The organism is Methanobrevibacter sp., from assembly GCF_017409525.1.
Taxonomy (GTDB): domain Archaea; phylum Methanobacteriota; class Methanobacteria; order Methanobacteriales; family Methanobacteriaceae; genus Methanocatella.
Genome location: NZ_JAFQSO010000012.1, coordinates 273,552 through 295,088, shown reverse-complemented (window position 1 = coordinate 295,088; position 21,537 = coordinate 273,552). Strand labels below are relative to the sequence as shown.

Below are 21,537 nucleotides of genomic sequence, written 5' to 3'. Positions count from 1 at the left end.
TCAATAAATTAAAAATAGTATTGATTTTAATTAATTGTTAAACCGCTGGTTCATCGGGGTTTGCCTAGAAAAATACTTAATTGTCCCATTAAGTGAAGAAAAATCTAGGAATCCTCGCCTTCATAAGGTGAGGTGGTTCAAATAAATAATTTAAAAAATAATATTGTGATTTTATGATAAGATGTGTTTCATGTGGACAAGAATATGATGACGATGAAGTAATCTACACATGTGAAAAGTGTGAATCAGTACTTGAGCTCGTCAATGAAATTGATGTTTCTAAAGATACATTTGACGGTAGAAGAGATAATTTATGGAAATTTAAGGAATGCATTCCAGTCGATGAGAATAAGATTGTTTCTCTTGATGAAGGTGGAACTCCATTCTGCAAATGCGACAAGTTAGGAGAGGAGCTAGGCGTAAACCTCTATGTTAAGGTGGAAGGCTCTAATCCAACCGGCAGTTTTAAGGACAGGGGAATGACTGTTGGAATGACCAAAGCTATGGAATTGGGTGTTCACACTGTTGGTTGTGCCTCTACTGGAAACACTTCCGCTTCATTATCTGCTTATGCCGCTCGCGCCGGTTTAAGATGCATCGTATTTTTACCTTCAGGAAAAGTCGCATTGGGAAAATTGGCCCAGGCAATGTTCCATGGTGCTGAAGTAATGTCCATCAATGGAAACTTTGATGAAGCTTTAGAAGCGATGACTGCTCTTGCATTGGAAAAACATCTTTATTTATTGAATTCCATAAATCCATACAGGTTGGAAGGACAAAAGACAATCGGTTATGAGATTGTCCGTGATTTGGGATGGCAAGCTCCTGATAGAATTGTTTTGCCTGTGGGCAATGCAGGAAACATTTCTGCAATCTGGAAAGGTGTAAAGGAGTTTCATGATGCAGGATTTATTGAAGATTTGCCGATGATGACAGGTATTCAGGCAGAAGGCGCATGCCCTGTCACAAATGCATTTAAAAAAGGAGATAAAAGGGTTGTGCCTGTTGAAAATCCGGAAACCATTGCTACTGCAATCCGTATTGGCGCTCCTGTAAGCGATATTAAAGCATTGAATGCAATTTATGATTCAGATGGATATTCCGAAACAGTAACCGATGATGAGATCTTGGACGCCCAAAAGTTACTTGCAAGAACTGAGGGTATCGGTGTTGAGCCTGCTTCTGCAGCTTCAATTGCAGGTCTTAAAAAGCTTGTGGCTGAAGGTGTCATAGATAAGGGTGAAACCATAACATGTGTTGTTACTGGTCATTTGCTTAAAGATCCAAACACTGCTATTGACGCTTGTACTCAACCAACACAGGTGGACGCAGATATTGACACTTTAAGGGAAATACTCATGAATAAATAAGATTGGCTTTTTCTAAATCTTATTTTTATTATTTATTTTCAATTTTTCTTTTCATTTTTCAATATTTCAAACTAAATTAACACTTTTTTTAATTAAACTATTGTAGTAAAAACATTTCCAAAGATAATACTTGCACCTTTTAGGTTATAATAATTTGCTTTATAGTGGTGAAATCTTCTAAATTTAACACTATTAAACCAATATATTTATATATAAGCAAATTAAAATTATTTATTAACAAAATAATGAGGTGAAATTTATGAGTGAATTACCAATTGCTCCTGTAGGAAGAATCTTAAAAAATGCTGGTGCACAAAGAGTAAGTGATGACGCAAAAATTGCATTAACCGAAGCTATCGAAGACTACGGTAATGAAATCGCTGCAAAAGCTGTAGGATTTGCTCGTCACGCTGGTAGAAAAACTGTAAAAGCTGAAGATGTAAAATTAGCAATCAAATAGATTTGTTGATTATGCATAGATAGTAATTTATTACTATCTCTTTTACACTTTTTGTAAATTATTTTCTTATTTTTGTTCTGATATTTCTTATTTTAACCTATTTTTAAAAACATTTATATACTATGCGAACTAATTTATTATTGTCTAGTTCTCTAGAATTATTTCATTAATTACTAAATTTTTATTTTTAGTTTTGCTAAAAATTATATGAAATTCAGAAGTATTTGTATTGAAAGTCTAATCCCTCTTGTTTTTTTATTCGGGATTATATTTAGTGATATATGAATTATTCAAGAATTAGTATTATTAAAAACTATATTAAATTATTCATTTATTGAATAATTTGAGTAATTTCTATAGTTAAAAAATAATATAACTATATATAATTACATTATATTATGATTCAAAAGAATTATAATATCTGCCGATGGATGGCATAGCCAGATGAAAAAGGAGGTATATTTTATGGCAAACATTTATGTAAAATTTGACACACCTGAAGAATTAGCTAAACAAGCTGAAGAAGCATTAGAAACCGCACAATCTACTGGTAAAGTAGCAAAAGGTACTAACGAAGTAACCAAATTCATCGAAAGAGGAGATGCAGCATTAGTTGTTATCGCAGAAGATGTTGATCCTGCTGAAATCGTTGCACACATTCCTGTATTAGCTGATGAAAAAGAAATTCCTTACGTATACTTACCTACCAAAGAACAAGTTGGTGGAGCTGCTGGTTTAACCGTAGGTACCGCATCTGCATGTATTGTTGATGCTGGTGATGCTGAAGCTGCTGTTGCTGATATCGTTGAAAAAGTTGCAGAGTTAAAAGAATAGATAAATTCTTTTAATGAATTCACGGTGATAACATGGAAGAAGGAACTCCTGCTGAAGTCATTGAAGTTTTAAAAAGAACTGGTATGACTGGTGAGGTAATGCAGATTAAATGCAGAATCCTCGATGGTAGAGATAAAGGAAGAATTTTAACAAGAAACATTATGGGTCCTGTAAGGGAAGGCGACATCTTAATGTTACTTGATACAATTAGAGAAGCTAAGGAAATTAAGACTCCATAAGAAGGTGTAACAACATGAGAACTTGTTCATTCTGTAGTAAAGAAATTGAAGAAGGTACAGGAAAAATGTACGTTAAAAAAGATGGATCAATATATTTCTTTTGTAGCAGTAAATGTGAAAAAAATATGATTAAACTCGGAAGAGTTCCAAGAAAAGTTAAATGGGTTAAAGAATGATTCAAAAAAGTTTTGTAATGATGAAACCAGACGCTGTTCAAAGACGTCTTATGGGTAAAATATTATCTCGTTTTGAAGAAAAAGGTCTTCAAATCGTTGCTTGTAAATTAATTCAGATTGATGAAGATTTAGCAAAAACTCATTATGGGGAACACGCTGAAAAACCATTTTTCCCAAGTTTAGTAGAATACATCACTTCATCACCATCATTAGCTATGGTAATTGAAGGGGAAGAAGCCATTACTACTATCAGGAAATTAGTTGGTGCAACCAATCCTTTAGAAGCAGATCTTGGAACTATCAGAGGAGATTTCGGTATGAATACAGGAAGAAATATTATTCATGCTTCAGATGCTCCTGAATCTGCAGAAAGAGAAATTGCTCTTTTCTTTAATGAAGATGAAATTTGCGATTACAAAATCGTTGACAATGATTTAATTTACGAATAGATTTAAAATTAGGAATTTATTATAATAAAAAGATACTATGAAAATCAGATCCCCAATCGTATCGGTTTTAGGTCATGTAGACCATGGAAAAACAACGTTGCTAGATTATATTAGGGGCAGTACCATAGCGGATAGGGAAGCTGGAGGTATTACCCAACATATCGGTGCTACAGAAATCCCAAACGATACTATTGAAGAAATCTGTGGAAACTTCATATCAAGATTAACTATCAAAGATTTAATTCCAGGATTGTTCTTTATTGATACTCCAGGTCACGCCGCTTTCACTAGCTTAAGAAAACGTGGTGGGGCTTTAGCAGATTTGGCAGTATTGATTTTGGACGTTAATGAAGGCTTTAAGCCGCAAACCTTTGAAGCGTTAAATATTCTTAAGATGTATAAGACTCCTTTCATTGTGGTAGCTAACAAGATCGACATGATTTTTGGTTGGGAAACACATGAGGGCGCTTCCTTTAAGGAATCTTTTTCAAAGCAAGCTCCAAGTGTTCAACAAGAATTGGACCTTAAGGTTTATGAAATTGTAGGTACACTCCACAAGGAAGGTTTCCAATCTGAAAGGTTTGATAGGGTAAGCGACTTCGCTTCACAAATTACCATCATTCCTATCAGCGCGAAATCTGGTGAAGGAATTATTGAAGTTCTAGCCATGCTTTTAGGTTTAGCTCAGGAATATTTAACTGAACAGCTAGAAATTAATGAGGATGCTCCTGCTAAAGGTACTGTACTGGAAATTAAGGAAGAAGTAGGATTAGGTCTTACAATTGATAGCATTATTTATGATGGTGTTTTGCGAACTAATGATGAAATAGCTTTAATGACTTCTTCAAATGAAGTTTTAACAACAAAAATCAGATCTATTTTAAGACCGCTTCCTCTCGAAGAAATGAGAGATTCTAAAAAGAAATTTCAGAAATTTGATGAAGTTGTCGCAGCTGCAGGTATTAAGGTTGCAGCTCCTAATTTAGATGATGTTGTTTCCGGTTCACCGCTTAGGGTTTTAAGTGATGATGAGAATGTTGAAGAAGAAATCTTGAAGGAAATTGAAGATATCACAATATCCACTGAAGATGAAGGAATTTTAGTTAAAGCCGATACATTAGGTTCTCTTGAGGCTATTGTCAAATTATTGAGAGAATTGGAAATTCCTATTCGTGAAGCAAATATTGGTGATGTGAATCGTAGGGATATCATTAATTCATCCATTGCTTTAAATGAAAATGATGCACATGGTGCAATCATTGCTTTTAATGTTGATGTTCATCCTAATTCCTTAGATGACCTTAATAATTCCGATGTTAAGCTCTTTAAAGGCGATGTGATTTATCAGATTATTGAGGATTATCAAGCTTGGATTGATGAAATTGAACAAGCTAAGAAGAAAGCATTTTACGATGCCATTATCAAGCCTGCAAAATTCATGGCTTTACCAAAACTTGTTTTCCGTCAAAGCAAACCGGCCATTGTTGGAATCGAATCCATTAGCGGTACAATCAAACAAGGCCAAACATTAATCAATAAAAACGGAGAATATGTTGGTGTAATAGCAAGTATGGAAGATAAAGGTGAAACTTTACCTGATATTTCCAGAGGTCAGAGGGTTGCTATGGCTATTAAAGATGCTATTGTAGGTAAACATTTCGATGAAGGAGATGAATTGTACATTGATGTGCCTGAAAAGCATTATAAGTTCATTGAAAGAGAATTTAAGGATAAATTAACAGAAGATGAATTTGAAACTTTATATGAATTTTTAGAGATTAAACGTAAACAAGATCCAGATTGGGGTAAATTTGGTCTTTTTGAATAATAAATTGGGTTAAAAAAATTAAGGAGGAATACCATGGCATTCAAAGTAGTTGTGTCTGAAAAAGCTGAATCTTATCAAGTTGAACTCGATGAAACTAAAGCCTTAAACGGATTAGTCATCGGTGATGAATTTGATGGTGGAATTGTTGGTTTAGACGGTTACACTTTAAAAATTACTGGTGGTAGTGATAAAAACGGTTTTACTATGAAAAAAGATGTTTCCGGTACTAGAAGAATTAAAAGTTTATTAACTGGTGGTATTGGTTATCATCCTAAAGCAGATGGTGTTAAAAGGAGAAAAACCGTAAGAGGAAACACTATTGCTGAAGATATTGTACAAATCAACACTGTAGTTACAAAAGCTGGAAGCAAATCAATAGCTGATATTCTTGGTGCTGGTGAAGAAGAGGAAGAATAGTTTAACTATTTTTCTCATTTTACTTTAAGTTAATAAAATTATTAAAAAGGTGGTTATCTGTGAACGTACAGTCAGATGTTAACATAGGTTTAGTTGGTCATGTAGACCATGGTAAGACTACTCTTACTAAAGCATTATCAGGAATATGGACTGATACTCACAGTGAGGAAACAAAAAGAGGTATTTCAATTCGTTTGGGTTATGCGGACATTGAATTTAGGAAATGTCCTAACTGCGATGAACCCGAATGCTATACTACTTCTGAAACCTGTGAAATCTGTGGGAGTGAAACTGAATTAATTAGGAAAGTATCTTTTGTTGATGCTCCGGGTCACGAAACTCTTATGGCAACTATGTTATCTGGTGCTGCAATTATGGATGGTGCAGTGTTAGTAATTGCTGCAAATGAGTCTTGTCCACAACCACAAACTAAAGAACATCTTATGGCGCTCGATGTTATTGGCGTTAAGGATGTTATAGTAGTTCAAAATAAAATTGATATTGTTTCAAAAGAAAGAGCTATTGAAAGTTATAATGAAATAAGAGAATTTGTTAAAGGTACTTGTGCTGAAGATGCTTTAATAATACCAGTATCTGCTCAACAGGGTGCTAATGTAGATATATTAATCGAAACAATGCTTAAACAAATTCAACCTCCAGAAAGGAATATTGATGATACTGCATTGATGCATGTAGCAAGGTCATTTGATATCAATAAACCGGGTTCTGGTGCCGATAAAATTAAAGGAGGAGTTATTGGCGGAACTTTAGTTCAGGGTACCTTCAAACTTGGAGATACCATTGAAATAAGGCCAGGTCCTTCCAATAATGGTGAAAGAATCACTTTGAAATCTGAAATTATCGGCCTTGAAGCTAATGGGGAACAAGTTGAAGAGATTGGTCCTGGTGGACTTGTCGGTATTGCAACTAAACTAGATCCATCTTTAACTAAGTCAGATTCTTTATCCGGTACTGTTGCCGGTGAAGAAGATACATTGCCTGAGGTTTTAGATGCTTTTAGTATGGAAGCTAATCTACTTGACCGTGTTGTAGGTACTAAGGAAGAACGTGATGTCGCTCCAATCAAGATAAAAGAGCCACTTATGATAAATTGTGGCACTACAACAACTATTGGTGTTGTCACAGCAGCTAAAAAGAATAATGTTGATGTTACTCTTAAGTTGCCTGTTTGTGCAAGTGCAGGCGATAGGGTTGCTTTAAGTCGTAGAGTTGGAGCTCGTTGGAGATTAATAGGTTACGGTATTATTAAATAGAGGGCAAATAATGGACTCTAAAGAAGTTGTAATAGATACCAATTTTTTTATGGTTCCTTTTCAGTTCAATGTGGATATTATCGCTGAACTTGAAAAATTATTACCTTCTTATAAATTAACTACTCCAAGCTTTGTTATCAATGAATTGAAGGGTTTGAAAAAAAATAATAAAGGAAAAACAAGGTTAAATGCAAATTTGGCTTTGAAGTTAGCTAATTCTTCAAAAATTGAAATAAAGGATATTTCATTATTGGAAAATGAAACTGTGGATGATGCGTTACTTAGAGTTTCAGAAGTTTTAGCTACAAATGATATTGAATTAAAAAATCGTGCAAAAAACAAAGGAATAACTGTTGCATATTTGAGGCAAAAAAAATATATTGCTGTTGAAGGAAAAATATAATATTAATTAAACTTATTAATTAAATGAGGGATTATTTTGTATTATAAAACAAAAATTGAGGATACTGTAAGAATTCCACCTTACAAATTTGAAAAACCTCTTGAAGAAGTCGCTATCGAAACTTTAAACGAAACTTATGAGGGTCGTTTAGATAAAAAACTAGGTTTACTTATCTGTGTCAACGATATTGATGAAATTAGTGAAGGTAGACTCATTATGGGTGATGGAGCTTCATATCACAATGTTGTATTTGAAGCAATATTCTTTAAACCTGAACAACATGAAATATTTGATGGTGAAGTAATTGATATTGTTGATTATGGTGCTTTTGTAAGAATCGGACCTATGGACGGTCTAATACATGTTTCTCAAGTAACTGATGATTATATTAGTTATGATGCTAAAAGAGGAGCATTAATTGCAAAGGAATCTAATAAAACCTTGGATGAAGGCGACTTAGTAAGAGCTAGAGCAGTTAGTGTTTCAATTAAAGATGAATCTACTAATAATATTGAGAATAATAGGAATTCAAAGATTCCTCTTACTATGAGACAATCCAATTTAGGTAGATTCGAATGGATTGAAGAAGCTAAAGAAAAAGGTAAGAAGGGTAAACAATGAAAGCATGTACAGTTTGTAAAATGATTTCAGATAAAGATCAATGCCCTAGTTGCGGAAGTCCAACTTCTGATAACTGGAGTGGTCTTTTGATTATTACAGATCCGGAAGAATCTGAATTAGCTCGTGAATTGAATATTGAAATTCCGGGAGAATATTGTTTAAGAGTAAGATAGAGGGTTTTTTGTGTTAAGATTAGATGCAGAATTAAATAAAGATATAATAGCTGAGCTTAAAAAACCGTTAGGCAAATTATATCCTGACTTTGAAGATGCGATTGATGATATAAAATCTTCTGAGTTTTTAATTTCTGTAGGTGATGAGACTTTCTCAAATCTTACTAAATATGAATTATATCCAAATATTGGTATTATTGATAACTTAATTCAAAGAAAAAATCATACTCATGACGTTATACGTGCAGATCATATTTTAAAAGCAGATAATCCTGCAGGATGCATTACAGATGATCTATGGGAAACCATAGGCCAAGCTCTTGAATTATCTAACACTGGCGAATGTTATGTAATTGAAGTATTAGGGGAAGAAGATCTTGCAGTTCTTCCTTGCATCATTATGACAAATCCTGAAACTACCATTTTGTATGGTCAGCCAAATGAAGGATTGGTGCTTTTAAAGGCATCTGATTTAAAAGATAAAGCTCAAAAGCTTATTGACGGATTTATTAAAGAATAAATTAAATTGAGGTTTAATCATGGAAATCGAATTTATCGAAGAAAAAGAAAATAAATTATTTAACAGAAAAGAAATTAAATTTTATGTTGATTATGATGGTGAAGCAACTCCTAAAGTTTTAGATATTAAATCAAAATTAGTTGCTTTATTAAATACACAAAAAGATTTAATCGTAGTCGACAATGTACAACCACACTACGGTGAACCTAGAGCATTAGGTTATGCTAAAGTCTATGACACAGTCGATGATTTAAAATACATTGAAGCTGAACATATTTTAGCTAAAAATGCAGAACCTGAAGAAGAACCTGCTGAAGAAGAAGCAGATGCAGAAGAATAGGTGATTTGAATGGTAAGAAAATCTGATTTATACAAAGTAGATGGAGACAAAATTGAAAGGAAAAACCCAATTTGTCCTCGTTGTGGTGAAGGTGTATTCATGGCTGACCATGGTGACAGGTTTGCATGCGGTAAATGCGGATACACCGAAATGAAAAAATAAGATTTTTCAAATCTTAATTTCTTTTTTTATTTATTTTTATTTTTAAATTATTTTTAAGAAGGGATTTCTTTGGATAATATTAGAAATGGTCGTTTTAAGACTGGAATGACTGATGAAGCAGCTGAATACACTTCATCTCTTGAAGCTGATATGCTTCTTTTTGAAGCTGACATCAAAACTAATTTTGCGCACACTTCAATGTTGAAACATGAAGGAATAATCGATGAGGGAATTGCAGATAAGATTTTATGCGCTTTGGATTGTCTTAAGGAAGAGGGTTACGAAGCTCTGGTGTTTGATCCTTCTGTTGAGGACGTGCATATGGCAATAGAAAATTATGTAACCTCCAAAATTGGTCCTGAAGCTGGTTTTATGCATACCGCAAAATCCCGTAATGACCAGGTTGCATGTGACGTTAGATTGGTTCTTCGCGAGATGATTGAGGATATACAAATTGGCATTCTGGAATTTATGGAGGGATTAGTTGAAATGGCGGGTGAGCATTTGGACGATATTTTCATAGGTTTCACTCACTTACAACATGCCCAGCCAATTACAATAGCCCATCATTTGATGGCTCATGTTCAAGCTCTTAAAAGGGATTATGAACGTTTGGCGGATACTTATAAACGTGTCAATTTAAACCCGTTAGGTTCAGCGGCCATGGCAACCACTAGTTTTCCAATCAATAGGCAATTAACCACTAATCTGCTGGGTTTTGATGCATATTTGGAAAACTCTATGGATGGAGTTTCAGCACGTGATTTTATCACAGAAACAGTCTTTGATTTAGTGTCCCTATCATCAACTCTTGCAAAAATCTGTGAAGAGTTGGTATTATGGAGCACTTATGAGTTTGGCGTTATTGAAATGGCAGACGAATATTCATCAACCTCTTCTATTATGCCGCAAAAGAAAAACCCTGATGTAGCAGAGCTCGCAAGAGGCAAAACCAGCATTGCAACTGGTGAGCTGATAACTATTCTAACAATTCTTAAAGCTATTCCATATACTTATAATAGGGATTTGCAGGAAATAACTCCTCATTTATGGAATGCGGTAAAGGTGACCAGTGAAACATTGTCAATCGTTACAAAAATGATGTTGTCTGTTGAGTTTAAGGTTGATAGGTGTGCTGAACTTGCAGGCAAAAACTTTGCAACCGCAACTGACCTTGCAGACATCATGGTCCGTGAAAAGCAAATCCCATTCAGAACAGCTCATAAAATCGTTGGAAGAATTGTCAATGAAGCCACTGCAAATGAAATGGTTGAAGAGGACATTACCTCCAAATTCATTGATGACATTGCTTCTGAATTGGGCTTTGAAGAATTGAACTTGGATGACGGTTTAATTCAAAGAGCTTTAAATCCTGCTGAAAACGTTAAAATCAGAGCCGTTCCAGGAGGTCCTGCTCCTGAAATGGTTGAAGAGGCCAGGTACAATATTAAAAATTTCTTAAATGAGGAATTCGAGAAAAAAGGAATTTAATCGTTCCTTATATTTTTTTATTTTAAAATTTATTTAGGTATACCTAAACTTTATATACTTCTAGAAACAATATTGTTATTGTTGATATAATCATTGATTATTGAAACGTGATTGGTGGGGATACTAGGAAGCTTATTAATGATTGTTCATCAGTGATTGATAAGTAATGCTCAGATCCTAATATCTCATTACCTAATCATTAACTGTTTAAAAAGTTAAAATAAGCTATTCTTCTTCTTTTTTAGATTCTAAATAATTTTCGCGGATTTCATCAGCCAGGTCCTGGTTTCCTTCTATTATCGGTCCAGTATATTCACAATCGTAACATACCCATTGTGACCAATTCTGTGGAATAATCCATTTGACATTTTTAGATCCGCATCTTGGACAAATTTTGTGCATCATATTATCTACTTCTCATTAGTAATTATTTAAATTTTTGGATTCAATCTGTTTTATAAAAACTCCAAATCAAATCCAGTGCCTCGCCGGGTTCAAGTGCACCTGAACGGGTTTCCCTTAGAATTCTCTGTATTGAAAATTTCTTCATATGCGGGAATTTCCTGTGTACTTCATACAACAGCGGACAGCCGAATCCTTTAAACTCGCTTAAATTATAGTTTCTGATTAAGGATTTTATCTCTTGTTTGCCAACGCTTAAACTTGCTGGAAGGTTCAAACGATATAATGAATCATCTTGCAGATTTATGCATTGGCTGCCGGTTGCAAGCATATCACCGAAGATAATTATTGGAATTTCTCTTTCTTTTGCATATTGCTTAGCAAGTTCGGATGTATTTTTGGAACATCTTCCGCAGGGATGAAGTTTCCCGGTAAATGATTCATTTATGATGTCCGAGTAATCTGTTTTGATGTATTCGTGGTTGACATCTAATGATTCTGTCAATGATTTAATGTTTCTCTTGAACTGGTTCGGCAAGATAATTGTTCCCGGATCAATTGTAATGGCTATTGGATTGAAACCTAGTTTTTTAGCTAAAATCAATGAAAAGCTACTGTCAACACCGCCTGAAAGAGCAACGACAGCCTCTATATTTTCAGATTCCTCAAATTTGTTTTCACTGAAATAGCTTTCAAAATTAAAACTGTAGATGCTATCCAATTTGTCTTCAATTATTTTGTTAAGGTTTTTAACACCAACTGAATCCAAATCAAGATTATCAACTGTTTTTTTAGATAGCTTGAGCTTATATTCCTTGTTTAAAAAATCGCCATAGGATTCAACATGGATGCTGGAAAGGCCCAATTTCTCTTTAAGCTTTCCAACCACCCATCCTCCTTTTCCTATAATGGCTGATTTATCAGGACGGTCTTCAGTAACAATCCATAATTCATTGTTTTCAAAGTAAAGCTTTTCTATTGAAATGTTTACTTTTTCATGGCCAATCTCATCTCTTATGGCATTGACTTCCTCTAAAATGAATTCCTTCGTATACATTTAACTCATATCTTTTGTAATTGAAATGCTTTCACGTGAGTACTTTTTGTTGTCTTCGATAATCTCCAAGGCTATCTTTTCAACAGATGCCATTGTGGAGATATACCCTTTTGGGGCTTCGCCTTTTTTAGTTAGTACATACTCGTCTTCGTCGCCATGGATTAGATAACCGCATCTGAGTATTGTGTAGTCCAAGTCACTTTTTTCAATGATGTCGACAGCATTTCTGTTTGGAATCTGCTCTTTTTCATTATCCACATTATATTCGTCGCCGTTGCCTTCAGCCAATTCGTTATAGATTCCGACAACGGTCATATAAATCAATCTTTTAGCGTTTAATTCCACAAGATTTCTGGCAATGACTGGCTGATCCACGCCTGAAACGGCACAGTATACCAAATCATGTCCTTCCAAAGCCTTTTCGAGGTCTTTTTGATTTGTGGCATCAATGCTTTTTGCAGTTACTCTGTGGCTGTCTTCATAGATGCTGCTTGCGGATTTTGATATTAATGTTAGCTGGTAGTTTGGATTTGAAAGTAATTTGGCTGTAAATAATCTTCCGAATTTCCCGGTTGCTCCGATAATTGCAATATTCATTTTTTCACCTTTATCATTATCTTTAGATTTGTTCGTATAAATATTAGTAATTGTTTTTATAAATATTATATTTGAGGTTGGCTAATGATATATAGGAAGTTGGGAAATACTGGAATTGAGGTATCGGAAATTGCATTCGGGGCCGAATTTTTAGTTGAAAGGCCTTATGAAGACACTGAAGAGCTAATTAGAGCTTGTGAAGATAATGGGATTAACTTTGTTGACTGCTGGATGAGTGAGCCCGATGTCCGCTCCCATTTGGGCAAAGCTATAAAAGATAATCGTGACAATTGGATTATTCAGGGACATATCGGTTCAACTTGGCAAAATGAGCAGTATGTAAGGACCCGTGAAATGGACAAGGTGATCTCTGCTTTTGAAGACTTCATGGAACGCTTTCAGATTGATACTTTAGACTTTGGAATGATTCATTATGTGGACCAGCTGGAGGATTATGATGAAATCATGAACGGCCCATTTATGGATTATGTCCGAAAGCTGAAAAGTGAGGGGACAATAGCTCACATTGGATTAAGTACACATAACCCTGATATTGGGCTTTTAGCTGCAGAAAACCCTGAAATTGAACTTCTGATGTTTTCAATCAATCCCGCTTATGACATGTTTGGAGCGATGGATGACATTGAGGAGTATAGAAAGGAAGATGCTTTTGATAATGATTTGTCCTCCATCAATCCCCAAAGAGCAGAAATCTATGAGTTGTGTGAAAAGAACGGCACTGCGCTAACAGTAATGAAAGGTTTCGCTGGGGGAAATTTATTGTCTGATGAAACTTCCCCATTTGGAGTTGCATTAACTCCTGTTCAATGCATACATTACGCTTTAGAGCAAAAAGGGGTTTCAAGCATTTTTGTAGGCGTCAAAACTGTAGACGAGCTTATGGAGTCATTAAGGTATTGCGAAGCTGGTGAAGCAGAGAAGGATTATTCTGAAGTATTGAAAAATGCACCTAAACACTCTTTTAAAGGTCAATGCACTTACTGTGGGCATTGCCAGCCATGCAGTTCAGGAATCGACATAGCAATGATAAATAAATTGTTTGACCTTGCAAAAAATCATGATGAAGTTCCTGCAAGTGTTCAGGAACATTATAATAACTTAAAATATGATGCAACTGAATGCATTGCATGCGGGGAATGTGAACTCAGATGCCCTTTTGAGGTGCACATTGTAGATGTGATGCTGGATGCACAAGATTTATTTGGATTTTAGAATATAATTAAAATTAGTGATAAAATGGCGTATGAAATTAAAAACAAAAAGAACATATCAACAATTGGTGTGCACGCTGGTCAGGAAGAGGTTGATGAAACCGGCTCAAGGGTAACACCGATTTATCAAACTACATCTTATGTGTTTGATAATCCTGAACAAGCTGCAAACAGATTTGCACTTAAAGAAGGAGGAAACATTTATACAAGATTAACAAATCCAACTACTGAAGCATTTGAAAAGAGAATGGCAGCCATTGAAGGCGGAACTGCAGCATATGCAACCGCTTCTGGAATGTCAGCAATTTTTTATGCAATCATTAACTTAACTCAAGTGGGAGACAATATCGTATCAGCGGATAACTTGTATGGTGGAACATACGAGCTATTTGAAAACACTTTAGAGGAGTTGGGCCGTAGTGTAACATTTGTCGATTCGCAATCCCCCGATGAATTTGAAGAGGCCATTGACGATAGAACTCGTGCAATATATGTTGAATCTATTGGAAATCCGAAGTTGGATATCCCTGACTTTGACAAGATTTCAGAAATTGCACATTCACATGGAATCCCATTGATTGCCGATAATACTGTAGGTATCGGTTCAGTTCGCCCATTTGACCATGGTGCAGATATCATTTCATCATCTGCAACTAAATACATTGGAGGTCATGGAACCACTCTTGGAGGAATTATCATTGAGAAAGGCGATTTTGATTGGATGAACGGCAAATTCCCTACCCTTTCAGAGCCTGATGATACTTATAATGGTTTGGTATTCGGTGAAACTTTCAAGGGTGCCGCTTTTACAACAAGAATCCGTGCTGTCGTTGGAAGGGATACCGGTGCCGTGCCTTCTCCATTCGGGTCATTTTTACTTTTACAGGGTCTTGAGACATTAGGCTTGAGGATTGAAAGGCATGCTTCCAATGCAATGGCTGTTGCAGAGCATCTGGAAGATCATCCTAAAGTTGCTTGGGTAACCTATTCCGGTTTGGAGTCTTCTCCAAATCATGAAGTTGCTAAAAAATACGCTGAAAAAGGTTATGGGGGAATTGTTTCGTTTGGTCTTAAGGCAGGCTATGACGGTGCCTTGAAGTTCATAGAGAATGTGGAATTGTTATCATTTTTAGCTAATATCGGTGATGCAAAATCACTTGTTGTTCATCCTGCATCAACCACTCACTCTCAGCTGACAGAAGAGCAGCAGTTATCCACTGGTGTGACTCCTGATTTGATTAGATTTTCAGTGGGCATTGAGGATATCGAAGATATTCTGGCTGATGTGGATCAGGCTTTGGATAAAGTTTAATTATTGATTAATTTTAATCAATAATTTTTTCTAATAAAAAATGTAATATACTAGTATAGTAGGTGAAAAATATGAAACTTGAGGAACTTTTAGCGCCATGCCCAAAATGTGGTTCTAAAGATAAGATAGCTTTAAGGAGATTGCTTGACAACCACAGGGCACATGCAGAAATGAATGCGGTTAAATGTGAAGAATGCGGTTACGTTTTCTTTGTAAATGAAGATATGGAACCTGATGAGAAAAAACAATTGTTAAATGAGTTAAACAAAGTTTACGGTTAAAATGACATTTCATGTAATGATTATACCGACCCTAAATTGTCCATCAAAATGCAAATATTGTTGGGGTTCAGAAAATACAAAAGAGATGATGGATTTGGAAATCATCGACCAGATTATTGATTGGCTGGATGATTTTAGAGATGATAAGGTTCACTTCACATTCCATGGCGGTGAACCGCTTCTTGCAGGCTATGATTTTTATGAATATGCTTTGGATAGGCTTTCAAAATTGGATAATTTCGAGGGATTTTCCCTTCAAAGCAATATCTGGCTTTTAACAGAAGAGCTCATTGACCTGTTTGTAAAGTACGGTGTTGTTGTAAGTACAAGCATTGACGGACCAAAGGAAATCAATGACTATCAGAGAGGAGACGGTTACTTTGACAAGACAATGAGCAAATACGAGCTAGCCAAAAGCAAAGGATTGATAATCAACTTCGTTTTGACAGTAACTGACTACTCTAAGGATTTCTCAGATGAATTGTATGAATTCTTTAAGGGAGAAAAAATGAGTCTAAAGATTCACGCCGCCCTTCCATCACTTAGAGGGGACAATGCAGACCCTTGGGCACTTGACCAGGAAGAGCATGGAAAGCTCCTTGTTGACTGGCTAGACAAGTACCTTTATGACTTGGATAAGTTTTCAATTATGGATCTGGACCATATCTGCAAGTCTTCACTTAGGAGAAGAGGAACCCTTTGCACCTTTGCAGATTGCATTGGGACCACACTGGCAGTCGGATCAGACGGTTCAATCTATCCATGTTACAGATTTGTTGGAATGCCTGAGTATGTCTTGGGAAATGTTGCAGATAATCCAAGCTTTGATGATTTGAAAACATCTGATGCATGGGCAAAACTTCAGGAATTCAGAGATTTCGTCGATGAGGACTGCAAAAGATGCAGGCATAAAAAATACTGTGAGGGAGGATGTCCATATAATGCGATAGTGGCATATCAGACACCTCAAGCGGTTGATCCTCAGTGCACTGCCTATAAAATGATATTCAGTGAAGTTTCAAAAAGGATGAACAAGGAATTTGCCAAGTCCGCTTTTGGAATGGGTGCGCCAGCCCCTAGAAAAGAAGGTGGTCCGTTTAGCATAATGGACCTTGCAATGAAATGAGGTGTTGATGATGATTTGTGATGATTGCGAACACTTGGAATTGAGAAACAAATACAAGATTGTATGCAAAGTTCACGAACATCTCTTATTGGATGTTAAAGAGTGTCAAAACTTCAAACAAAAGGAAGATGAATAGAATCAAATTCTATTCCCATTGTTTATTTTTCATGCGCCCTGAAAATTCGCATAATTTATTGTTATGATAAAAACTGTTTGCTAGTGATAGATTTGATAACAAAGCAAAAGAGAGTTATTTGTAATTTTTTAGCCAATTAATCTATTTTTAAATCATACTGAAATTAAATCAATGTTTTAATAATTTATTTTAAATTATAAAAGATAATTTACACTAATTTTTTCTGAGTAATACTGACTATATAAATGAACTCAAAAAAAGTAATACTTTTATATACTTCCTAGTCCAAAATAATAAATAGTAATACTGAGTATATAAATGAACTCAAAAAAAGTAATACTTTTTGGCTGTTGGTAGTTACTGAATTTAATTTTTTTAAATGTTTTTCCAAAATTTTGGCAAACTCCTTTAAAAAATTTTTGAGTAATACTGAGTATTTAAATAAATTCAAAAAAAGTAATACTTTGAGGTGTTTTGTGTGATTGATGAAATAACTGACTTCCTATTCGGACTAAAAATGACAATTATTTCAGGAATTTTTCTATTAATAGCAGTTATTTTTATGATATTTGGAATAGATACTCCCATTTACCTGAACCCTGCATGGGGAACAGTAATAATAAGTGGTATTCCAATGTTGCTTCTGGCAATGACAAGATTGATTCGTGAAAAATGGATTTCATCTGCGCTTTTGATTGCAATAGCTATGGTGGCATCACTTTTAATTGGTGAGATATTTGCAGCAGGTGAAGTCGCATGGATTATGGCCTTGGGGGCTCTCCTAGAAGATTGGACTGTTGAGAGGGCTAAAAAAGGTTTGAGAAATTTAATTAATTTAACTCCACAGACCGGAAGAAGAATAACAAATGGGATTGAAGAAGTAATTCCCGTTGATGAAATAAAGATTGGTGATACTTTAAGAATTCTTCCAGGTGAAAGCGTGCCTGTCGATGGTGAGATTGTAAGTGGTACTTCTTCACTTGACCAATCAATCATGACAGGCGAATCCTTGCCTATTGATAAGGAGGTGGGTGATGAGGTATTCTGTGGAACCATGAATTTATATGGTGCTATTGACATTAAGGCTACCAGTTTGGGTGAAAATTCATCACTTCAAAAGTTAATTGATCTCGTAAAAGCAGCTGATGAAAAGCAAGCCCCTACACAAAGAATCGCTGACAAGTGGGCAACATGGCTTGTTCCAGTTGCATTATTGATTGCAATTGTTGCATGGCTTGTAACAGGTAATATCGAAAGAGGTGTAACAGTTCTTGTTGTATTCTGTCCATGCGCATTGATTTTGGCAACACCAACTGCAATCATGGCGGCAATTGGTCAAGCAACAAAATATGGTGTTTTAATCAAATCCGGTGAAGCGCTAGAGACACTTGGGGGTTTAAATACTTTAGTATTCGATAAGACTGGAACCTTAACTTACGGTAATTTAGAAGTTTCTGATGTTATCTCCCTGAAAGATGATTTGGCCAGTGAGGAATTACTTAAAGTTGTTGCGTCATGTGAGAAATTAAGCGAACATCCTCTGGCTAAGGCTGTTGTAAAAAATGCAAAGGAAGCTCAAATTGATATTGAAGAACCACAAGACTTTAAGATGTATCCTGGAAAAGGGGTTACATGTAAAAACTCTTATGGTCAGGTATATGCTGGAAACTCCAAATTCCTATCAGAAAACAATATTGATGTAAATGTTAACTCTCAGTTAAGCAAATTAAAACATGAGGGTAAAGCTTCAATCATCGTTGCATTAAATTGCGAAGTTATTGGATTGGTTGGATTGTCTGATGTGATACGTGAAGATTCCAAAGACATGATAGAAAACCTGCATGATTTGGGAACTGAAACCATATTGCTCACGGGAGATAACACAGAAACTGCTAATTACTTTGCATCTCAAGTTGGAATAGGTAAAGTCTATGGAAATTTGCTGCCTGAAGAAAAGCTTTCATGGATTGAAAAGCTCAAAAGTGAAGGTAAAAAGGTCTGCATGATTGGTGATGGTGTTAATGATGCGCCAGCACTTAAAACAGCTGATGTTAGTGTAGCCATGGGATCAGTTGGAAGTGATGTGGCAATTGAGGCGGCAGACATTGCGCTTCTGGGTGATGATATAGGCAAGATTCCATATCTTAAAAAACTGTCAAATTCCACATTATTCACTATTAAAATAAATATTGCAATGTCAATGACAATTAATGCAGTAGCTATTGTCTGTTCTGTTTTAGGCCTATTGAATCCTGTAACTGGAGCTATTGTTCACAATGCAGGATCATGTTTGGTTGTATTAAATGCAGCATTGCTTTATGATAGGCATTTCGATGATTCAATTAAAAAAATTGACACTGAGCACACTGAACACTCACATTATCACTTCCACAACGACGGAGAACACACTCATTCTCATGAGGGTGTTAAGATAATTGATGAAATCGTGACTGAAAATGGAATTAAGCATATGCATGTCCACAAACATGCTTTGTCAAGGGAAAGTTGTGAAGCTTATCACAACTAACTCTTTCTTTTTTTTTGAACATTGTCAAAACTTTATATAATTTGAAATATAATATTTATTTTAGGTATTAACATGAACGAGAAAATAATTTTAGGGCTTCCAAAGGGAAGTTTAAATAATGTGAAAAGAGGAAATACTCATCAGTTGTTTGTAGATGCAGGTTATGAGGTTAAAGGATACGAACCTGGCGATGAGTCTTACGAAATTGAAATATTAAACGATGAAGATATTGTGGCTTTTCTTACCCGCCCGCAATCCACTCCAGTGGAGTTGAACAGGGGCATGGTCGATATTGCTATTGTTGGTGAGGATTGGGTTAAGGAAGAGTCTGTTTTAAGAGAAACAAACACAATTAAACTTGGAGATTTGGACTATGGAAAAACCCGTTTGATAGTTGCGGTTCCTAAAGAGGCTCCATATGATAGTTTATCAGACTTTTTCAGAGCAAATAAAGATAGAAAAACTCCAATATTATGTTTCACTGAATATCCTAACTTAACTAGGAAATTCATTATGGAAAACGAAGTATATCAAGAAATTTACGGCGACGCAGTGCCGTTTGTCCAGGTCAGAGGTTTGACTGATGGTGATAATGAGATGGTGCAGGTCATTAACTCTGACGGTGCCACTGAAGTTTATATTGCTAAAGGTGCTGATTTCATTGTGGATAATACTCAAACAGGCAGCAGCTTAAGAAAGGCAGGTTTGAAGGAAATAGAGACAATCCTGCATTCTTCAGCGGGGCTTTATGCAAGTGGAAGCTGCAGTGAAGAAAAACTCGGTAAAGCTCAAATGATTTATGAGCAGTTGTTGGGAGCCATAACTGCCAAGAAATACTTTGATGTTAAATTCAACATTGCAAACTCCAAAATTGAAGACGTTTCCAATTATTTGATTGACAATAAACTTTGTGCTGATGAACCTACAATAACTCCAGGTTCTGATTTCTCACAGATTAACGTTTTGATTCCTAAAGCGAAATTTCCTGAAATGGTTGATGCTATTAAAGGATTTGAAGCGACTTCCATTATTAGAAATGATTTAAAACAGTTGGTTGAATAATCATTTCATTTTCTTATTTTTTTTAAACAGTGTTCAGAACTTGTAGAATATCCATCATGATAAATCGTTAACATTTATAAGGTATTTCTAACATAAGTTAATATATTAGATTAATATATCAGGGATTAACATGTTAACATCTGTTCAAAAAGAAATTTTACAAACACTTATTAATTTATATCAGTCTTCCAATGGGAAATCAATTAAGGGAGAAGATATAGCTGAGGTCATGGGAAGAAATCCCGGCACAATACGTAACCAGATGCAATCTTTAAGAAGTTTAGGTTTAGTCAAAGGTGTGCCAGGCCCTAGAGGCGGATACAAGCCAACTATCGAGGCTTATCATTCTTTGAATATTAAGGTTTCCGACAACGATTCAAAGGTTCCTATTTATAAAAATGGAAAAAGATTGGAGGATATTTCCGTTGCGAAAATTGAATTTACAAGTGTTCCTCAACCTAGTGAATGTGAAGCAGCCATTAAGGTTTTAGGCAGTATTAAAGATTTAAACCTTGGAGATACAGTCAGGATAGGTCCCACACCCGTAAATAATTTGGGAGTGATGGGCGAAATTGTTGGTCGAGACGACATGGACAATATATTGCTTGTTGATACGACCACCATCAGAAGCATTCCCAAAAAGACAGTTGGAGACATAGCCAGTCGTGATGTAATCTCTTTTAAGATGGATTGCTCTGTAAAGGAAGCTGCTAAGAAATTAACTTCCAATGAGATTGATGGCGCTCCAGTAATGAAAGATGGAAAGGTTGTAGGTGTATTCACAGTAACTGATTTGGTTCAGGCAATAGCGGATGGCAATGAAGATAAGACTGTTGGAGAGCTAATGTCTACAAATGTCGTCATCGTTAATGAGGATTTGAAAATAGCCAATGCCATTGAAGTGATGCTTAAAAAATCAATTTCCAGATTAATAATTGCCGATAATGATAATGTTTTGCTTGGAATCGTTACAAGAACAGACCTAATTGACAGCATAACTAATTTAAAACAATTCCCGATAATTACTAACTAATTTTCAAGTGATTCA

General features: G+C 35.4%; 27 protein-coding genes. 24 read left to right on the top strand and 3 right to left on the bottom strand.

Features of this window, described 5'->3' with window-relative positions:
* Positions 1-173 precede the first annotated feature (173 nt).
* From thrC to argH, 16 genes are all read left to right on the top strand, one after another.
* Positions 174-1,370, top strand: coding sequence for a threonine synthase (gene thrC, locus IJE64_RS07285; RefSeq protein ID WP_292784112.1), 1,197 nt, complete (start codon positions 174-176; stop codon positions 1,368-1,370).
* Positions 1,371-1,629: 259 nt separating this feature from the next.
* Positions 1,630-1,830 (top strand): histone family protein, encoded by a 201-nt coding sequence (locus tag IJE64_RS07280; RefSeq protein WP_292784110.1) that lies wholly within the window; start codon positions 1,630-1,632, stop codon positions 1,828-1,830.
* Between the two features lie 465 nt (positions 1,831-2,295).
* Positions 2,296-2,664, top strand: a complete 369-nt coding sequence (rpl7ae, locus tag IJE64_RS07275; RefSeq protein WP_292784108.1) for a 50S ribosomal protein L7Ae — start codon at positions 2,296-2,298, stop codon at positions 2,662-2,664.
* A gap of 32 nt (positions 2,665-2,696) precedes the next feature.
* The gene (locus IJE64_RS07270) at positions 2,697-2,903 is read left to right on the top strand and encodes a 30S ribosomal protein S28e (RefSeq protein ID WP_116669816.1); all 207 of its coding nucleotides are present in this window, start codon (positions 2,697-2,699) and stop codon (positions 2,901-2,903) included.
* A 14-nt stretch (positions 2,904-2,917) separates the two neighbouring features.
* Entirely contained in the window at positions 2,918-3,079 is a 162-nt protein-coding gene (locus tag IJE64_RS07265; RefSeq protein ID WP_292608826.1) for a 50S ribosomal protein L24e, read from the top strand.
* The gene (ndk, locus tag IJE64_RS07260; protein WP_292784106.1) at positions 3,076-3,528 is read left to right on the top strand and encodes a nucleoside-diphosphate kinase; all 453 of its coding nucleotides are present in this window, start codon (positions 3,076-3,078) and stop codon (positions 3,526-3,528) included. Before IJE64_RS07265 ends, ndk begins: the two co-directional genes overlap by 4 nt.
* Before the next feature lie 37 nt (positions 3,529-3,565).
* The gene (gene infB / locus IJE64_RS07255; protein ID WP_292784104.1) at positions 3,566-5,356 is read left to right on the top strand and encodes a translation initiation factor IF-2; all 1,791 of its coding nucleotides are present in this window, start codon (positions 3,566-3,568) and stop codon (positions 5,354-5,356) included.
* Between the two features lie 33 nt (positions 5,357-5,389).
* The gene (locus IJE64_RS07250; RefSeq protein WP_292784102.1) at positions 5,390-5,773 is read left to right on the top strand and encodes a 30S ribosomal protein S6e; all 384 of its coding nucleotides are present in this window, start codon (positions 5,390-5,392) and stop codon (positions 5,771-5,773) included.
* A 59-nt stretch (positions 5,774-5,832) separates the two neighbouring features.
* Complete coding sequence (locus tag IJE64_RS07245; RefSeq protein WP_292784100.1) at positions 5,833-7,047, top strand: translation initiation factor IF-2 subunit gamma; 1,215 nt, start codon at positions 5,833-5,835, stop codon at positions 7,045-7,047.
* Between the two features lie 10 nt (positions 7,048-7,057).
* The gene (locus IJE64_RS07240; protein WP_292784098.1) at positions 7,058-7,450 is read left to right on the top strand and encodes a PIN domain-containing protein; all 393 of its coding nucleotides are present in this window, start codon (positions 7,058-7,060) and stop codon (positions 7,448-7,450) included.
* Positions 7,451-7,486: 36 nt separating this feature from the next.
* Positions 7,487-8,071, top strand: a complete 585-nt coding sequence (locus IJE64_RS07235) for a DNA-directed RNA polymerase (RefSeq protein ID WP_292784096.1) — start codon at positions 7,487-7,489, stop codon at positions 8,069-8,071.
* Positions 8,068-8,244 carry a transcription elongation factor subunit Spt4 gene (gene spt4 / locus IJE64_RS07230; RefSeq protein WP_292784094.1) on the top strand — a complete coding sequence of 59 codons (177 nt, stop codon included), beginning with the start codon at positions 8,068-8,070 and terminating at the stop codon, positions 8,242-8,244. Before IJE64_RS07235 ends, spt4 begins: the two co-directional genes overlap by 4 nt.
* A gap of 10 nt (positions 8,245-8,254) precedes the next feature.
* The gene (locus tag IJE64_RS07225) at positions 8,255-8,764 is read left to right on the top strand and encodes a GTP-dependent dephospho-CoA kinase family protein (RefSeq protein ID WP_292784092.1); all 510 of its coding nucleotides are present in this window, start codon (positions 8,255-8,257) and stop codon (positions 8,762-8,764) included.
* Positions 8,765-8,783: 19 nt separating this feature from the next.
* Complete coding sequence (locus IJE64_RS07220) at positions 8,784-9,104, top strand: 30S ribosomal protein S24e (protein ID WP_292784089.1); 321 nt, start codon at positions 8,784-8,786, stop codon at positions 9,102-9,104.
* A gap of 9 nt (positions 9,105-9,113) precedes the next feature.
* Positions 9,114-9,266, top strand: a complete 153-nt coding sequence (locus tag IJE64_RS07215; RefSeq protein WP_292784086.1) for a 30S ribosomal protein S27ae — start codon at positions 9,114-9,116, stop codon at positions 9,264-9,266.
* A gap of 105 nt (positions 9,267-9,371) precedes the next feature.
* Positions 9,372-10,757: an argininosuccinate lyase gene (argH, locus tag IJE64_RS07210; protein WP_394355594.1), complete on the top strand. Its 1,386-nt coding sequence runs from the start codon at positions 9,372-9,374 to the stop codon at positions 10,755-10,757.
* A gap of 225 nt (positions 10,758-10,982) precedes the next feature.
* Here argH and IJE64_RS07205 read toward each other — a convergent pair whose 3' ends face one another.
* Genes IJE64_RS07205 through IJE64_RS07195 form a run of 3 tightly spaced genes read right to left on the bottom strand, consistent with a single transcriptional unit; the run spans position 10,983 to position 12,813 of the window.
* The gene (locus IJE64_RS07205) at positions 10,983-11,162 is read right to left on the bottom strand and encodes a hypothetical protein (protein WP_292784081.1); all 180 of its coding nucleotides are present in this window, start codon (positions 11,160-11,162) and stop codon (positions 10,983-10,985) included.
* Positions 11,163-11,202: 40 nt separating this feature from the next.
* A complete protein-coding gene (locus IJE64_RS07200) occupies positions 11,203-12,216 on the bottom strand; it encodes a 7-cyano-7-deazaguanine synthase (protein WP_292784078.1) in 1,014 nt (337 codons plus the stop codon).
* A complete protein-coding gene (locus tag IJE64_RS07195) occupies positions 12,217-12,813 on the bottom strand; it encodes an NAD(P)H-binding protein (protein ID WP_292784075.1) in 597 nt (198 codons plus the stop codon).
* Positions 12,814-12,897: 84 nt separating this feature from the next.
* Between IJE64_RS07195 and IJE64_RS07190 the strand changes: the two genes are divergently transcribed.
* From IJE64_RS07190 to IJE64_RS07155, 8 genes are all read left to right on the top strand, one after another.
* Positions 12,898-14,046 (top strand): aldo/keto reductase, encoded by a 1,149-nt coding sequence (locus IJE64_RS07190; RefSeq protein ID WP_292784072.1) that lies wholly within the window; start codon positions 12,898-12,900, stop codon positions 14,044-14,046.
* A 24-nt stretch (positions 14,047-14,070) separates the two neighbouring features.
* The gene (locus tag IJE64_RS07185; protein WP_292784069.1) at positions 14,071-15,357 is read left to right on the top strand and encodes an O-acetylhomoserine aminocarboxypropyltransferase/cysteine synthase family protein; all 1,287 of its coding nucleotides are present in this window, start codon (positions 14,071-14,073) and stop codon (positions 15,355-15,357) included.
* Between the two features lie 71 nt (positions 15,358-15,428).
* The gene (locus IJE64_RS07180; protein WP_292784066.1) at positions 15,429-15,638 is read left to right on the top strand and encodes a TIGR04165 family Cys-rich peptide; all 210 of its coding nucleotides are present in this window, start codon (positions 15,429-15,431) and stop codon (positions 15,636-15,638) included.
* A gap of 1 nt (position 15,639) precedes the next feature.
* A complete protein-coding gene (locus IJE64_RS07175) occupies positions 15,640-16,764 on the top strand; it encodes a TIGR04083 family peptide-modifying radical SAM enzyme (protein ID WP_292784063.1) in 1,125 nt (374 codons plus the stop codon).
* Between the two features lie 7 nt (positions 16,765-16,771).
* Entirely contained in the window at positions 16,772-16,900 is a 129-nt protein-coding gene (locus IJE64_RS07170; RefSeq protein WP_292784060.1) for a hypothetical protein, read from the top strand.
* Positions 16,901-17,378: 478 nt separating this feature from the next.
* Positions 17,379-19,427, top strand: coding sequence for a cation-translocating P-type ATPase (locus IJE64_RS07165; protein WP_292784057.1), 2,049 nt, complete (start codon positions 17,379-17,381; stop codon positions 19,425-19,427).
* Positions 19,428-19,499: 72 nt separating this feature from the next.
* A complete protein-coding gene (locus IJE64_RS07160) occupies positions 19,500-20,489 on the top strand; it encodes an ATP phosphoribosyltransferase (RefSeq protein WP_292784054.1) in 990 nt (329 codons plus the stop codon).
* A 130-nt stretch (positions 20,490-20,619) separates the two neighbouring features.
* Positions 20,620-21,522, top strand: coding sequence for a CBS domain-containing protein (locus tag IJE64_RS07155; RefSeq protein WP_292784051.1), 903 nt, complete (start codon positions 20,620-20,622; stop codon positions 21,520-21,522).
* The last annotated feature ends 15 nt before the right edge of the window (positions 21,523-21,537 follow it).